General features: G+C 33.3%; 18 protein-coding genes, 1 other RNA gene and 1 pseudogene. 8 read left to right on the plus strand and 12 right to left on the minus strand.

Annotation, left to right across the window (positions count from 1 at the left end; all coding sequences use genetic code 11):
• Positions 1-42 precede the first annotated feature (42 nt).
• Complete coding sequence (locus tag AAE962_RS00875; protein ID WP_343289186.1) at positions 43-585, minus strand: hypothetical protein; 543 nt, start codon at positions 583-585, stop codon at positions 43-45.
• Between the two features lie 136 nt (positions 586-721).
• Here AAE962_RS00875 and AAE962_RS00880 point away from each other — a divergent pair, with 136 nt between their 5' ends.
• Together AAE962_RS00880 and AAE962_RS00885 are read left to right on the plus strand one after the other, a co-directional pair.
• Positions 722-1,330: a superoxide dismutase gene (locus AAE962_RS00880; protein WP_343289187.1), complete on the plus strand. Its 609-nt coding sequence runs from the start codon at positions 722-724 to the stop codon at positions 1,328-1,330.
• A 1-nt stretch (position 1,331) separates the two neighbouring features.
• Complete coding sequence (locus AAE962_RS00885; protein ID WP_343289188.1) at positions 1,332-2,606, plus strand: pitrilysin family protein; 1,275 nt, start codon at positions 1,332-1,334, stop codon at positions 2,604-2,606.
• Here AAE962_RS00885 and AAE962_RS00890 read toward each other — a convergent pair.
• The 8 genes from AAE962_RS00890 to AAE962_RS00925 form a co-directional block, all read right to left on the minus strand.
• Complete coding sequence (locus AAE962_RS00890) at positions 2,603-2,920, minus strand: hypothetical protein (RefSeq protein WP_343289189.1); 318 nt, start codon at positions 2,918-2,920, stop codon at positions 2,603-2,605. The genes AAE962_RS00885 and AAE962_RS00890 overlap by 4 nt on opposite strands.
• 103 nt (positions 2,921-3,023) lie before the next feature.
• Positions 3,024-4,235: a tRNA guanosine(34) transglycosylase Tgt gene (tgt, locus tag AAE962_RS00895; protein WP_343289190.1), complete on the minus strand. Its 1,212-nt coding sequence runs from the start codon at positions 4,233-4,235 to the stop codon at positions 3,024-3,026.
• Complete coding sequence (gene nuoE / locus AAE962_RS00900) at positions 4,236-4,736, minus strand: NADH-quinone oxidoreductase subunit NuoE (protein WP_343289191.1); 501 nt, start codon at positions 4,734-4,736, stop codon at positions 4,236-4,238. It lies immediately after the preceding gene.
• Between the two features lie 105 nt (positions 4,737-4,841).
• Positions 4,842-5,144 (minus strand): hypothetical protein, encoded by a 303-nt coding sequence (locus AAE962_RS00905; protein ID WP_343289192.1) that lies wholly within the window; start codon positions 5,142-5,144, stop codon positions 4,842-4,844.
• 183 nt (positions 5,145-5,327) lie between these two features.
• Positions 5,328-5,501 carry a hypothetical protein gene (locus tag AAE962_RS00910; RefSeq protein ID WP_343289193.1) on the minus strand — a complete coding sequence of 58 codons (174 nt, stop codon included), beginning with the start codon at positions 5,499-5,501 and terminating at the stop codon, positions 5,328-5,330.
• A gap of 171 nt (positions 5,502-5,672) precedes the next feature.
• Positions 5,673-6,368, minus strand: coding sequence for an ankyrin repeat domain-containing protein (locus tag AAE962_RS00915; protein ID WP_343289194.1), 696 nt, complete (start codon positions 6,366-6,368; stop codon positions 5,673-5,675).
• Entirely contained in the window at positions 6,322-6,666 is a 345-nt protein-coding gene (locus tag AAE962_RS00920; RefSeq protein ID WP_343289195.1) for an ankyrin repeat domain-containing protein, read from the minus strand. Before AAE962_RS00920 ends, AAE962_RS00915 begins: the two co-directional genes overlap by 47 nt.
• A gap of 24 nt (positions 6,667-6,690) precedes the next feature.
• On the minus strand, positions 6,691-6,909 hold the full coding sequence (locus AAE962_RS00925) for a hypothetical protein (RefSeq protein WP_343289196.1): 219 nt from the start codon (positions 6,907-6,909) through the stop codon (positions 6,691-6,693).
• A 585-nt stretch (positions 6,910-7,494) separates the two neighbouring features.
• Here AAE962_RS00925 and AAE962_RS06705 point away from each other — a divergent pair.
• Together AAE962_RS06705 and rnpB are read left to right on the plus strand one after the other, a co-directional pair.
• Positions 7,495-9,723: pseudogene (locus AAE962_RS06705) on the plus strand (hypothetical protein).
• Between the two features lie 157 nt (positions 9,724-9,880).
• An RNA gene (gene rnpB, locus AAE962_RS00945) (RNase P RNA component class A) lies at positions 9,881-10,229 on the plus strand.
• On the opposite strand, the gene AAE962_RS06710 is transcribed toward rnpB, so the two are convergent.
• Together AAE962_RS06710 and AAE962_RS00955 are read right to left on the minus strand one after the other, a co-directional pair.
• On the minus strand, positions 10,218-10,358 hold the full coding sequence (locus AAE962_RS06710) for a hypothetical protein (protein ID WP_410543835.1): 141 nt from the start codon (positions 10,356-10,358) through the stop codon (positions 10,218-10,220). The genes rnpB and AAE962_RS06710 overlap by 12 nt on opposite strands.
• 208 nt (positions 10,359-10,566) lie before the next feature.
• A complete protein-coding gene (locus AAE962_RS00955) occupies positions 10,567-11,337 on the minus strand; it encodes a response regulator transcription factor (RefSeq protein WP_343289200.1) in 771 nt (256 codons plus the stop codon).
• A 322-nt stretch (positions 11,338-11,659) separates the two neighbouring features.
• On the opposite strand from AAE962_RS00955, the gene AAE962_RS00960 reads away from it, so the two are divergent.
• Genes AAE962_RS00960 through AAE962_RS00975 form a run of 4 tightly spaced genes read left to right on the plus strand, consistent with a single transcriptional unit; the run spans position 11,660 to position 15,092 of the window.
• Complete coding sequence (locus AAE962_RS00960; RefSeq protein WP_343289201.1) at positions 11,660-12,637, plus strand: NAD(P)H-dependent glycerol-3-phosphate dehydrogenase; 978 nt, start codon at positions 11,660-11,662, stop codon at positions 12,635-12,637.
• A gap of 19 nt (positions 12,638-12,656) precedes the next feature.
• Positions 12,657-13,139: a phosphatidylglycerophosphatase A gene (locus AAE962_RS00965; protein WP_343289202.1), complete on the plus strand. Its 483-nt coding sequence runs from the start codon at positions 12,657-12,659 to the stop codon at positions 13,137-13,139.
• The gene (locus tag AAE962_RS00970; RefSeq protein WP_343289203.1) at positions 13,129-13,920 is read left to right on the plus strand and encodes a GNAT family N-acetyltransferase; all 792 of its coding nucleotides are present in this window, start codon (positions 13,129-13,131) and stop codon (positions 13,918-13,920) included. Before AAE962_RS00965 ends, AAE962_RS00970 begins: the two co-directional genes overlap by 11 nt.
• Positions 13,921-13,955: 35 nt before the next feature.
• Positions 13,956-15,092 carry a hypothetical protein gene (locus tag AAE962_RS00975; protein ID WP_343289204.1) on the plus strand — a complete coding sequence of 379 codons (1,137 nt, stop codon included), beginning with the start codon at positions 13,956-13,958 and terminating at the stop codon, positions 15,090-15,092.
• Positions 15,093-15,095: 3 nt separating this feature from the next.
• Here the strand turns inward: AAE962_RS00975 and AAE962_RS00980 are convergent, their stop codons facing one another.
• The gene (locus AAE962_RS00980; RefSeq protein WP_343289205.1) at positions 15,096-15,884 is read right to left on the minus strand and encodes a succinate dehydrogenase iron-sulfur subunit; all 789 of its coding nucleotides are present in this window, start codon (positions 15,882-15,884) and stop codon (positions 15,096-15,098) included.
• Positions 15,885-15,924: the final 40 nt, after the last annotated feature.

Below are 15,924 nucleotides of genomic sequence, written 5' to 3' on the forward strand. Positions count from 1 at the left end.
GCCACACAGATACAATGGTTTCACATGCACTTGGTAGGCTATCTATCTTGGAAAATAAGGATTACTAACACCTTCACTTTTTGCATCACTAAACTTACTTGCTACTTTATCAATAGTCCAAACTAGTGGTGTAATAACAAGTGCAGCAGCCCAGATAACAGCACTAACAGCATAATTCAAAACTGCATTAACAAATCCAGCTATCATGGCACTTTGGCTACTTGCTTTACGTGATAACATGCATGAATAATCTATTAACGATTTTGTGTTACGCTTAAGATCAAAACTATCTACTGCTTTCGCTAATCCTTTTGCTGGCCAATATGACAGATATGCCAATGCCAGATACAAAGATTGTAGGACTATATTAACTGGTATAAAAGCAATACCATGAACCATAGAATTACAACCACCTTCTGCTATATAAAGGCCAAGAGCTACATTTTTCACTGGCCCAATAACACTATTAATATAATGAACGGATTTATAGAAACTATTTTGTGGAACTTCGTTACCTCGGACGCTTTTGGTAGGAACTGTTCCATATCGAGAATACTCCTTAAAATTTTTATATAAACTTGACATATTACCCCTCTAAAAATAAAAACATAATTATCTTACTAATATCGCTTGTTTTAGAATAAATGCAATCACTACCTAACTAAATTATCTGTTGCGCAAAAGCACATATTACCATACCATAGAAAATAAAGAGGTCAGCATGAGTTTTACTTTACCTGAGTTGCCATATGATAAAGCAGCTTTAGAGCCTTATATATCTGTAAAGACATTAGATTTTCATTATGATAAGCACCATAAGGGATATTTAAATAAACTCAACGAACTGGTTGAAAACACAGATTATCAACATATGGAAAGTGAGGAATTAGTAACGAAAGTTCATGGAAATAATAATACAGTTCCTATTTTTAACAATGCAGCACAAGTTTGGAATCACACTTTTTATTGGAATTCAATGAAAAAGAATGGTGGTCGTAAGCCTCAAGATGATGGTTTTCTAGCAAAAAAAATTCAAGATGATATTGGTGGTTTTGACAAATTTTGTGAAGAATTTTCAAATTGTGGAGTAAGCCAATTTGGTAGTGGATGGGTGTGGTTAGTTCTTGAAAAAGGGAAACTCAAAATCACTAAAACTCCAAATGCGGATTTACCGCTAATTTATGATCAGGTACCACTGCTTACTATGGATGTATGGGAGCATGCATACTATTTAGATTGTCAAAATCGTAGAATTGACTATATAAAAGTTTTCCTTGATCATTTGATTAATTGGGACTTTGCAGAAGAAAATTTAAAAAAGAGTATATAAAATGAATGTACCACAGGTAACAAAATTAGATAATGGTCTGCGCATAATAACTGAGCGAGTGCATGACGTTGATTCCGTAGCTTTAAATATACGAGTTGGTGTTGGCAGTAGAGCTGAAAGCACAAGTCAAAATGGAATATCTCATTTCCTAGAGCACATGGCTTTCAAAGGAACGAAAACGAGAACTGCATTTGAAATTGCAAAAGCTTTTGATGATATAGGTGGAGCTTTCAATGCCTGCACCGGTAGGGAAAGCACCAGTTACTACGCAAAGGTTCTTAAAAAGGATATTAAAACTGGCATTGATATATTAATAGATATACTGATAAATTCTATATTTCCAGAAGATGAATTGGAACGTGAAAAAGGTGTTGTAATACAAGAGATTTTTCAAACCAATGATTCACCTAGTGATATCATTTTCGATAAATATTTTGAAGCAGCTTACAAAGATCAACCATTTGGTAGATCAATCTTGGGCACGCAAGATACTGTCAAATCTTTTACTCGAGCTAATCTAGATAACTACATAAATGAGCATTACTTTGCCGAGAACATTATATTTGCTGTTGCAGGAAATGTTGAACATGAGGAAGTTGTTCAATTAATCAAAGACTTTCTCTCAAAGATTCATTCAAAAGAGCTGAAAAAAAGCGAGAATGCAAGTTATACCGGTGGTGAGTATTTAGAACATCGTAGATTAGATCAAGTACATTTATTAATTGGTCTACCTAGTGTTTCTCGTGATGATAATAGATATCATACATTCAAAGTTCTTGATGCCATACTGGGAAGCGGAATGTCATCACGCCTATTCCAGGAAGTAAGAGAGAAGAAGGGGCTTGCTTACTCCATTTACTCATTCAACTCTAGCTATGCTGATACAGGAATGCTTTCGATTTTTGCTGGTACAGATAGTAGTAATCTAGATAAGCTTTTGAAAGCTATAACGACAGAGCTGAAAAAATTATCCACGGATGATCTAAAGGAAGAAGAAGTAAATAGAGTAAAAGAACGAGTAAAATCTCAAATTTTAATGTCACGTGAAAGTGTTAGCTCGCGTGCCGAAACGTTAGGACAATACTACGGCAACTATAATAAATACATCAGTAAAAACGAATTAATAGAAAAAATTAGTGCTGTTACTATTTACAATATAAAAAAAGCAGCAGAAGAATTGCTATCTCAGCATGAAAAAATTACTTTAGCTGCGATTGGAGAAATTAATTCACTGACAAGTTACGATAAAGTGGTTTCTATGCTTAGTGTACTTTAGTTATGTTGCTTATGCTCACTAAAAAGTTCAATGAATGGTTGCAAAATCCTTTCTATAAAAAGTTTGCTTTCTGCTTCATCGCGTATACCACTAATCATTTTATTGAAAGTTTTTTCGCTGTTTTGTAAAAATAAATAGCTTTCTACTGATTGCACAATAGACAAGGCAGTTAAAATTCCTCCTGTCACTAAACAAGAAGCTATAGCAGGTACAGTACCCACTGCAATTCCAATTGCGATCAATGATAAACCAGCTAAGAGTGTAAAGGCTGAAACGCAAAACGCTATTTGATGTTTTTCTTTATTTTTAACCATAAATGCCTAACAAAATTATATTTCTAGTATACCCGTATATATACGGTACTGTCAAGTTTTTAAAGAAGATTAAAAAATGCAACGCACATGTGCAAAATATGAACTAGGTATATAATTCACAATGCAGCGGTATTTCACTAATCCAATTATTTTTTTCCTGATCTAGCCTATCATTCAATATTGCTTGTCTTATTGATTCCATCAACTTATTCATGAAGAAAACGTTATGAATGGTAACGAGTGTGTAAGCCAGGAGCTCTTTAGCTTTCAGTAAATGGTGTATATAAGCTCTTGAATGCTTTATGCAGGTAAAACATAAGCAGTCACTTTCAATTGGGTTATTGTCCAGTTCGAATCGTTGATTTCGCAAATTAATATGCTCTTTGCACTTTGAAGAAATAGAATCTCTATTTTTTACTTTAACAAGCGCGCCACCATGTCTTGCGAGGCGAGTTGGATGCACGCAATCAAATGTGTCAACACCAAGCTCTACTGCACGAAAGATGTCCACAATTCCACCAATACCAAGCAAATGAGTAGGCCTCTCTTTTTTTAAACGTTCCATAGTAAAGGAAACTACGTCATACATCTGCTCTTTACTCTGACCAAGCGATCCACCTATTGCTTGACCAAAAAATGGCAAATTGTTGATAAAGTCACAACTTTCTCCACGTAAATATTGATACACTCCGCCTTGACTAATTCCATACAGCGCCTGTTTGCCATCATTATTTTTTTCAAACTCATTTAAAGAACGTTCAGCCCATCTATGGCTCATGAGCATTGATTTTCTTGTGTATTCTTTACTGACATGGAATGGAGTACATTCATCTAAAACTAGGATTAAATCTGCACCTAATTTTTGTTGAATTTGTATAGACTTTTCAGGAGTTAGACAATAAGTTTTACCATTTATGTAAGAACGAAAAATTGCCCCATCTTCATTAATTTTGATCAGAGTTTTTTGTTTCTGTCTTATTCCCTTTATTTCTTCTGAAACTGATCCGTGTCCTAAACTAAATATCTGATATCCACCAGAATCAGTTAGCATTGGTCCATTCCATCCCATCATCTTGTGCAAGCCACCAAGTTTTGCTACGGTATCTTCCCCTGGTTGGAGCATTAGATGATAGGTGTTAGAAAGTATTATCTGAGTACCGGCTTCTCTTATTCTTTCGATATCTGCAGCTTTAATGGCAGCTTTGGTTGCACAAAATATGAATGCCGGTGTTTCTATGTTTCCATTTGGAGTTTTAATTGTGCCAACTCTTGCAGAACCTGATTGCTTGGTTATCCTAAACGAGAACTTTTCCATCTATTTACTTGAAAGTTCTGCTATGATATTTTCCACTTTTTCAGGAGTGAGGTTTTCATAAAAATCGTTATTGATCTGCACCACAGGGGCATTAACGCATGCACCAAGACATTCGACTTCCTTTAAAGTAAATAGATTATCTTTAGTAGTTTCACCGATATTGATTCCTAGTTTCTTTTTAAAGGTATTTAAAACTTCTTCACTATTGCACAACCAGCAAGGAGTTGTTCTACAAATTTGTATGAGATATTTACCTACTGGTTTTAAATTATACATTGTGTAAAAATTTGCCACTTCATATACACGAATATGTGGAATATGAAGCATATCAGCAACATAATGCATAGCAGATTCAGAAACCCATCCGCATTGCTCTTGAACCAGATACAGTAAAGGCATAACAGCACTACCTTCTCTACCCCTAGGATACATCTCTATAGACTTTTTCGCTTTCCTCAGGTTATCTGTTGTAAAACTAAACTGCTCTTCTTTCTCTTTCATCTGTAAGGTTCTTATAAATCTCAACAGATTATATATGAAAGACTAATAATTACAATTAGACTTCTTGCATAATCTAAAACCTGCTGCGGACAAAGCTTTTATAGCTTAGGGTGATATGCATATCTCGTTATTTTTTCTACGTTGCAATTGATCTACATGAGAAACTTTTTCACCACTTTGTAATCTTTCTCCCTGGAAAATTCCTGTAGGTCTTTTAAAGTACCCACGTTTAATAGCATCGTACACTGAGTAACCACCAAGTAAGCAATTTACTCCTATTTTCTCCCCACAATCTTTTAATTTTTTCAACTTCTCTTGATCTCTTACTTCTACCTTTATCCAGTTTTTATTTTGCTTATCAGGATACAACCTAACGTCTAATTCTCCCTTAGTGGTAGGGAAAGTCAATAATATATCACTATCGTCTGCAAGATTGGTGTAATTCCTTATACCATCCTTTGTTATAATTGCTACCTCACTTTTACCAATCTTGATTATATCTCTTTCGTGGTCTATGTTTCCCTTAGCTTGTCTTAACTTACTAGCTTTTTCTGTGAGCTTTGCAACATTTATTATACTACATTCACAATATTATGAATACAAAGTGGTGTTATCCATTTTTGCATTTCTTACCACACCGTGAATAACTGCTACTTTGATCACTTCCATAAAATCTAGAGTGCTATATATATAATCGTAATAAGCTTCTATCATATTCTCTTTGTGCTCTTTAAATTCAGATTCTAGTGTATCAATTACTTTCATATTATCCTTATTATATAACACTGCCCCTATTGATACCAACTTGCATACTATCCTGCTTGCAACTTCAGGATTCTTTCCTAATTCAACAATTCTTTCTATAATACAATCTGTGAAGTTACGCTTCTTATCTTGAGAAAATCGTCTGTTAAACCTTCCTCCTGAGAGAATAGCTTAGTTTACAACTCCTTCCAGTTCATCCATATTTTGAGCTTTAGAAACTTTATCTAAAAATTCTTTTAGCTTTATCTGTCGATTCGGCGGTAAATTACTCCATAAATCCCTAGAATAATACTCCTTCTCATCATAACTTGACCATTGTAAATTGATTGCATCTGCTTTCAAAAGTAATCTTTTTACTTCAAATTTAAGTTGGTTTTTTACTCTTTCATCAGTACCTGAATGAGCAAAAGAATCAAGATTTTTATCATGTTGATGCACCTTCAACTCTCCTTCATTACTTCGAAGATTCAAAATCATTCTTAGATCTTGATCATTCCCAAAATCATCTAAGAATTCTTGTAGATCTTCAACAACTGAATCACCTTCTGAGTTATTTACTATATCCAACAACTTGCTTCTCAAGCCCCCCTGTCTCTTAGTTAAAACGTAACCTGAACCATCTTCGAACCAGTCTTTCGTTTCCGTTATAGAGCGTAACTTATCGTTCAACTTCTCTCGCTTATAAGTCACAAAGTACTTTTCAACATGTTCATGATGATTATCACGTGCAACTTGCAGAGGAGTTTTTCCTTGTTTATCACCTTGATCAGAAATAGCTCCTTTCTCTAAGAGTAAAACTACGCCTTCAGAACAACCAACACTAGCAACATGATGCAAAGGCGTTTTTTTTTTCATTATCTTCTGCATTAAGGTCAGCTCCCTTTTCTAAGAGAGCAGCTATACTATAAGGTCCAGTAGCATAGTGTAATGGTGTTCTTCCTTTATCATTCTTGATATTAGGGTCAGCTCCTGCTTCTAAAAGCAAACTTACGGCACAATCATATTGTTTTCTTGCCCAAGCCATACTTGAGATTATGTGCAATATCGTCAAACTAGATTCTCCCCTTTCACAATTAAGAACGGTTTTTAGATCTTGATTATCTTTATTATTTAATAAAAACTTTTGAAGTTGTCGGTAACTATCTCCTGCACTCAAAGATCTCATTGCACTAAAAATAGATAGCAATTCCTAACCTAACTCTTCTTGACTGTCTGTCAACTCAGTTGTAACAAGCCACGCACACATAAAATTATCAAACGAGCCCTTTGTAGCTTCAGCAATATCTACCAAATGGCGCCTATCAGGAAACATGAATAAACTTTTAATCAACTCATATTCGTAATCCTGTTGTAGCTCGTTTTCTATTCTACTTTCCTTATTATAATCTTGCCCAGTAACTTCTGGCATATTTACTTCTCACTTCATAAAACCGCATGTAGTATATATAACAAATAAAGCTAATACAAGCTAGCTTTCTACTACTTCTTGCATAGCTATATCACTAACACGTAGCGGAATTATAAACATTAAGAAATTAACCAAATAAAAAAAGGCAAAAAAACCCCGTATAACGAGTTTTGACCCTATAATAATGTAAATTGATAATGTGCTAACAAGCGCGATTTAGCTGAATGTAGAAAAAATAAAAAAGACATGCAGCCGCTATAATTTTATGTAATTTGCCAATAAATATTTGAGTTTTTTTCTGAATTTTGTTATTAAATCTGCAGAGATTAAAAACAAGCATAAATACTCTTACTCTCATGATAAGGAAGTTGGGACAATTTGTAAAGGAATTTCTGTTGTCAACAAGCTGCTAAATTTATTATATGGTTTCAAAGGAAATATACTTTTTATGAAAAGTTTGGGTTTATTAGCGTATTACCTCAAAGTGCTTAAAAAATTAATTTCTTAATTTTAGTTAAAATTTTCATTGACATTAACACGCGGAAACAATCATAATAGCATTTTATTAAGATTTTAAATACAATTATGTCTGTATTAAGTAGATTATTTGGAGTTAATACAACTATACTGAAAGTTAAAGAAGAGATAGGTTTTAATCCAAAAAACATAGGGTTGATTGAAGGAAATGGAGTTACTTATGGACTCAGCTATCAAGATAACGGTAATGGAAGCAGTAGAGTAAAGTTACTTATTAGCCCACTATATCAATCGAAAACATACGAGTGTGATACAGGTGTCAACGTAGCAAATGAATTTAAGGGCCAATTATCTCCTGCACTAATAGAAGACTCAGCTGAAGTAGACAAAGTTGGAGTTATCTTTCCTGAAGAAGAAACTAACGAAGAAGGAAAAAAATACATAAAAAGTTTAATGTTTAACACTTATAAAATTCAACATTCAACTAATGCACCCTCAGTTGAGCATTCAGGAAAAGTAAAATTACAAAAAAACATTAATAACCACAATGATGCAAATAAAGGCAATAGTTACTTTCAACCAAAAGCAGTAAAAGTTGGTAATGGTAATGTTGTTGTAATTGCTCATAACTTAAAGGATCAAGCTTTAGTTTCTTGGTATTTACAATCATACACGAATGAAAAATTTAACGTTTTGCGTGAAACAAACGGCATCATAGAAAGAAAATTATTCAAATTTGATAATCCAGGGCAATTAGTACTAGATGAAAATACGATGCTTTATGGACAGGTGAAAAAGATTACTAAAAATCAAGAAGTAAGAACAAATATTTTTAAGTTCGATATAGCCAAAGTGGTTGAGGATCTAAAAAGTGGAAAGAAAGATGAATGTTTGCTTAGTAAGAGATGTCAGATAGATAATAAAGCACTATCTCTTTCCAGAGAATATGAAATAAGCTTTTTACAGTATGTGAAACAAACTGAAGGCGATGATCAGGTTGCTTTTCTTGCAAAAAAACAATCTTCTAATACGCAAGAATTGCATTTAGTAAGCCTTGCTAAGAAAGGACCAAAATTAAATTTTACTGTTTGTGAATGTGAAGATCCTATAGAACAATTGTACGTTAAAGACAATGGCCAAGGAGGTTTTATCGTCACTGCGGTAATTGGAGAGAGTATTATAACTTTTAATAGAGAGAGCTCTGGAAAATCTTCTGAAGCAACGATAATACCGACAATCAGTATCAAAGCTCTCAGTGATTTTGTTAATATCATTAACGGCCAATTGATGCCTAGTATTATTTCCAGCAGTACTGTGGCTCCTATAACTGTTACAGAGACGGTTGTGACTTCTAAGAAAACGACGACTGCTGCAATTACTAGCACAACAGAAACCTACAGTGTAAAGACTACCAAATTAACAACATAAGCATCAACTATCATTATACCAACTTCCACAATGAGTAAACATTCAACAGAGTCAACAACTCAGGCAAGTACAGTAATAGTGGGGCCAACAACAGTAGTATCAACTACCACTGCACCTACTTCTACAACGAGTAGGCCTTCAACAGAGTCAACAATTCAAACAAGTACAGTAACAGTGGGGCCAACAACAGTAGCAAAAACAACTTCTACTTCACAAACGACCACGGTTGCTAAAACGTCAACTAGTGTGCCTTCGGAAACTGAGACAAACACTGTAAAATCTACAGCAGCGACTGTTGAGTCAACTTTTACAGCAAGCAGTACTACGATGAGTAAGCCTTTAACAGAATTAACAACTAAGATGAGTACGTCATCATAACCAACAACAGTAGCTGAAACTATTGCGACTTCATAAGCAACTATGATTACTACAATGCCAACTAATGCGCCAACAACAAACTCAGAGAAAACTATACAAACAGTGTCCACTATATCAAGTACTGGAACAAAGGTAACAATTCCTCTGTTCACTACAACTTTACTTCCTCAAACTACTCCTTCACCACAGCCCACTCAGCTTGCTATAGAGTCTAATAGGGCAGGAATGATAGGTGGGTCTTTGGTTGGAGCGATAATAAGTATTGCTGGAATTATAGGATTCATAGAATACAAATATGTTAAGGGTCGTAATGCTGCTCCTGTGTTAGAACTAACTAATTTCAATGATAGAAGGCGATCATCTTCAAGTGGCAATAGCGATGAGGAAATTTTTATCGCTAATAACAGAATGAGACATATATCTATGTGAACTATGGATCAATCTGAAACAGTGCTAAACAGTATATCGGTGGAGAGTAGTAGTCGGTCAAGAAGTAGCTCATCGTCTTCAAGAGGTGGACCAGGATCTTGACTGACTGAGCTAGAGTCTAAAAGTGAAAAAAGCTTATCTTGGGATAGCGATGATGTACCGGAATATCACCTTTAGCTATTTGTCTGAATGTTTTTAGTATGTAGACTGTTAGGAAATTTTCTTTTGCTTTTATGATTTTAATGTTAAAGTATAATTCCTAGGTGCAATAAGTAGCTGCTGTTGTGTGATAAACACAGCAGAGGAAAGTCCGAGCTCCAAGAAAAGGTAGTGACGGGTAACGCCCGCCGGAGGTAACTCCAGTTATAGGGCTACAGAAAATTACCGCCTAAATATTATTAGGCAAGGGTGAAAAGGTGTGGTAAGAGCACACCATAACAATGGCAACATTGGTAGTCAAGTAACCAACACTAGGAGCAAGATTAAATAGAAGTAGATTTTATGTTTTTCTCATATCTACTCGGGTAAATCGCACGAAGTAAATGGTAACATTTACTCCAGATAAATAGCTACATAAACAGAACTCGGCTTATATTTCACCTAGTCAACGCATGAATGTCAGCCATACTATGTAAATGTATCAAACATTTCACATACCCTGTACGCTCAATTTGACCACCTATATTCCTTTTACTTCTTGGCTTATCTCTTTTTGCATTTCCTTTTGAACTTAACAAAGCTTTTCCTTTAACTCATCACCCTCTATCTCTAAAACCTTATTTTCTTACCTATAACTTTTAGCTTAGCTTCCAACTTTTCTATTTTTTGCTGCAAGTCTTTGTAAAGTTCTAAAAGACTAACCATGTTACCTCACTTTTACGATTGGTTTTTATCTTATTTCATCTACCTATTTTGTTGCTTCAATGAATGGGTGAATAAAGCATTTCATGCACTGTCCTTCACTTGTTCTGCTTGATAGTCAATACTGCTTTCGCTTATATTAGCACTAGAGTATTCTTCATCGTCAACATACTCTTTTAGGACATATCCTCTACCCCAAACGGTTTCTATGTGGCTTATTCCATCATTTGCACTTTCAAGTTTTTTACGTAATTTACACATAAAAACATCAACTATTTTGTTGTCTGAAGGTTCGTCCAAGCCATTGTAAAGATGGTTTAAAAACATTTCTTTTGTCAACACTGCTCCTTTACGCAATGCCAGCAATTCTATCATGGAATACTCTTTGTTAGTAAGGTGAACTGTTTTGCCTTTTACCTCAACAATCCTGTGATCAAAATTGATATTTATATTACCAATCTTTATCACTGATTCGGGATGACCTTTAGTACGTCGGACTATGGCCTTAATTCGAGCTAATAATTCGCTCTTGTGAAATGGCTTGGTTAAGTAATCGTCGGCACCATACCCAAGTCCTTTAGCTTTATGGTTGGCAGCAGAGATACACGAAAGTATTAAAACAGGAACTTTGATTTTTGCACTTCTTAATCTTAACAGTATATCATATCCATCAATATCACCAGGAAGGTGTATATCTAGAATAACTAGATCGTAATAGTCTCCACCCGAGGAAACCATATTATTGTTATAATCTTGTGCAGAAGTAACAACGTCGCAAAAATGTCCATCAGAAGTTAAGGCATTAACTACGGTCTTTGCACTTACTTGATCATCTTCAATTAATAATATACGCATATTTTACACCCCATAAATAATTTATAATTTTAGTAATATATATAACCAAGGAAAGTAACAAATCAAATTTTTATTAATGAATAATAGAAATTACACTTATTAATTAATAGTTAATATGTCGTTCCAAAATTATACAAATAGATCTAAAATACAATAGATATACTATAATAATACTATTTTTAGTAAATATTGAATAGAAGCTATTTTATTAAAAGAATACTTAGGTTAATAGATATTTAAACTATTTTATACTTCTATGTTATATTTTTAATTTACTTATTCTACAGTTTTAAATTATAAGTAATACTTTCAGGAATATTTAGTGGTAATATCAGTTTTAGGTGCTGGCGCATGGGGTACAGCAATTGCGATTTCATTAAGTAGTAAGAAAAATGTAATTTTGTGGACTCGCAATAAGGCCATGTTTGAATCAATTAAAGAGAAAAGAGAAAGTGACAAGCTACCTGATTGTCCAATTTCTGATAATGTATCAGTAAAATTAGCTATTGAAGATGCAGTGAATGCTTCAGTAATAATTCTAGCTGTTCCCACTCAGTCTCTAAGGGAGATATGTCATCAATTGAATGATTGTAACCTAAAAAAAAATGTAGCAATAATTTTGGCTTGTAAGGGAATAGAAAAATCTACATTAAAATTACCTAGTGAAGTAGTCAATGAAGTTTTACCTAATAATCCTCTTGCTATTTTTTCTGGTCCTAGCTTTGCTATAGAAGTTGCAAGAAAATTACCATATTCGATGGTTCTTGCATGTCAAAATGAAGTATTAGGTTTAAAATTAGTATCAGAGCTACAGCAAGAAAATATTAAATTGTACCTTAGTAGCGATGTTATAGGAATACAGGTTTGTGCAGCGTTAAAGAATGTTTTTGCTATAGCATGTGGGGTTGTTCTAGGTAGGTTTGGGTTTAATGCTCATGCAGCATTAATTACGAAAAGTATGAGTGAAATTAAGGCTTTATACTCAGCAAAAGTTGGTGACGGCAATGTAGATATAAATACACTACTTGGACCAGCATGCTTAGGCGATTTGGTTGTGACATGCACATCATTAAATTCAAGAAATCTATCTTTTGGATCTAAAGTAGCTAATAGTAATGGTTCTAGTGCTCAGAAGATTTTATCAGAAGGTAAGTCGGTAATTGAAGGTTTTAACACTGCTAAGTCTGCATTTGATTTAGCAGAAAAGCTAAAGATAAAAATGCCCATATGTGAAGCGATCTATAGATTGCTATATGAAAATACTTCTATAGAAGATACTATTTCTGTTCTTGTAAATTAGTTTTATATTTCGGTATATTGTGAAATTTTTATATAAATTAATATCAACATGGTGGCTATCTGGCACGGTAAAACACATGCCAGGTACTATAGGCAGCTTGGCTGCTTACCCAATTGTTCCTATATTACTCAATGACAGAATTTTAGGTACAGCAATTATTTTTTTTTTATTCTTAGTTGGATTATGGTCTACAGGCAATTATATACAACATTACAAAGCTCCGCATGATCCAAAAGAGGTAGTAATTGATGAAGTAGTTGGTCAATTGCTGACAGTACTTCTAGTTTCAATATTATTAGAACAAGAAATGAATAGCTCTGTATTGTTGGTGTGCTTTTTCTCCTTTAGGTTTTTTGATATAATAAAAGTGTGGCCTATAAATTTGATTGATAAAAATACAAAAGGTCCTTTAGGTATTATGCTAGATGATGTTGTATCTGCAATTTTAGCCTTTGTTTTTATAGGAGCCTTTTATTGTTTATTGTTGGTTTATGCAGAATAAAAAAATTTGTTATTCAAGCTTAATTATTCAGAACCTAAAGGATTATATACTTTATGCAACGAATTTGTCCAAGTGGGAAATACATGACGAATTTGATAATGTTATATTTACAGTAAATGGTACCAGAGAATCGTTATTTAATTTTGTGTTTTGTGAAGATCAATGTACTGAGCTTTCCATATACAGAACTCTAAATTATCTCAAAGCACGAAATATAGAAGCAACATGGATAATAAGTCCACGTATAAAAATAGGGGGTATTTTAGAAAAATGCGAAATAAAACACGTTAGCACACCAAAAAAAGTTTTACTCAATATAAAAGATTATTTTTTGTCTGATGATGCTGTTCCAAATTTGAAGTTCAATGTTGTAAATAGTAGTGAGCTCTTAGAGCAATTAGATTTACACACTTCTAAAATTTTTTATCATAGAATTAGTATTGTTAGCACATTTTTTCGCCAATTATCGAATTATGATGATAAGAGCTCAAGGTTAAGATTTTTTCTTGTAATGCTAAATAACGAAATTGTTGGAACATGCGGTCTTTATATTCAAGACAGCATAGCTGGTTTTTATAGTGATGGAGTTTTACCAATTTACAGGGGTCGTGGAATAGGAACTCAAATGGTTCTAGAAAGAATAAAGATAGCTAGGCAATTTGAATGCAAATACATAGTAGCACATTGCATGAAACCTTCTGTAAACCTTTATAAAAGATTAGGCTTTAGGGTATTGGGCAATCTTCACTTATATACCTCTTCAGTACAATCTCTTTGCTAAGAGGTTATAAATTTTTATATTTGTTTTAGAATGCTATGTTTTTTTTGTATGAAATAGTTTTACTACTAATTCTAGTATTCTTCTTTTTCTCATATTCTAAATTAAAAATTAGTAATAAGATTAAGGACTTACAACATCAAAATGTTATCATAAATAATTTAATAGATACTGTGAATGATGGATTTTATATTTGGGACGCAAAAAAACGTATAGAAAAATTTTCTCCCAATTTACTAATTTTGCTTAATACTGTTTTTTATTCATTTAATGAGTTTGTAAATTTTTTTGAGCAATCAGAAAGCTTAATTAAAAGTTTTGCTGAGGCAAAGGAAATAAATAAATCTTTTACTCTAGATTTAAAGTCAAAAGACAGTGAGGTTTATTGCACATGTTATGGTAGAAGCATAATAGATTATTCTAATAACGTGATTGGTGTGTTGTTATGGATAAGGAATATCTCAGATTATAAGATAAAAGCTAACGAACTTGAGTTAGAAAATAGTAAGCTTATGCAAGAATTGGAGAACTATAAAAAAATTTTTGACTCTTTACCATTTCCAATACTGAAGCACAATAAGAATAAAAAAGTAAGGTTTTATAACTTATTTTATGATAAATATATAGGCAGCTCTAAAAAATTTACTGTTGCGAGTGGATCCTATAACGTAAAACCAGGAGAGTGTGTAATAACTTACAAGAACGAACCTAAGGTTTTTAATTTTGTTGAAGTTCCAATGCAAAATTCTAATAGCATAGTAATGTATGGAAAAGATATTAGTGATGAAAAAAAATTACATACTGAGCTAAGCAATTGTTTATCTGCACAAGAAAGTTTGCTTGAGAAGCTATCGATTGCTGTAGCGATATATAGTAAGGATCAAAAGCTAAAATTTTATAATAACGCTTTTATAAAAACTTTTCAGTTTGATCCAAAATTTTTGGAGTCTTATCCAACTTATCACGAGATTATGCTTCACCTATTTGAATCTAAAAAGCTTTTAGGAAAAAATGATTTTCAAACTATTAATAATCAAAGACATGAGTTGTTCAAAAGATTACTAGAATCATATGGTGAAACAATACATTTCATGAACGGAAGAATGTTTAGAGTATTAACAATACCCTATGCTTCAGAGGGTCTACTATTTTCTTACGAAGAGTGCCAGAAATAACACTCAAATTCCTCCTATCTCTACCATAAGCTGTTTTACTTTCGCTATCGCTTTTGCTGGGTTAAGACCTTTCGGGCAGGTTTTTGTACAATTCATTATTGTATGACAACGATACAGCTTAAATGGGTCGTTTAAAGAAGCAAGTCTTTCTTCTTTCTTATTATCACGACTGTCAGCAATCCATCTATAAGCTTGCAGTAATATCGCTGGCCCTAAAAATTTATCACCATTCCACCAATAGCTTGGGCAACCAGTCGAACAGCAAGCACATAGTATACAATCAGACAGACCATCCAATTTTTTTCTATCTTCAGGAGATTGAAAGTATTCTTTATTTTGTAAGGCAGATTTATCTGTTTGTAACCAAGGTTTAATCGATTTGTATTGCTCATAAAATTGGCTTAGATCTGGAACTAGATCCTTTACTATATACATATGAGGTAGTGGATATATTTTTACTTCACCTTTTATATCATGTATAGATTTAGTGCATGCGAGAGTGTTGGTACCATCAATATTCATTGCACAAGATCCGCATATTCCTTCTCTGCAAGAGCGTCTAAAAGTTAAGGTTGAATCTATTTCATCCTTTATTTTTATTAATGCATCAAGTACCATAGGGCCACAATTATCCATATCGATAAAAAATGTGTCTATTCTTGGATTTTTATCATCATCAGCAGACCAACGATAAATTTGAAATCTTCTAATATTTTTTGCTCCAGTAGGAGTAGGATAAACCTTGCCCTTTTTATTAACTTTAGAATTTTTTGGTAAAGAAAACTGAACCATATTGCTTACCTTTTACAGCTAAAACCCCTTTTTTGTAAAT

Origin of the sequence: Wolbachia endosymbiont of Encarsia formosa (genome assembly GCF_039540065.1) — a bacterium.
GTDB lineage: Bacteria > Pseudomonadota > Alphaproteobacteria > Rickettsiales > Anaplasmataceae > Wolbachia.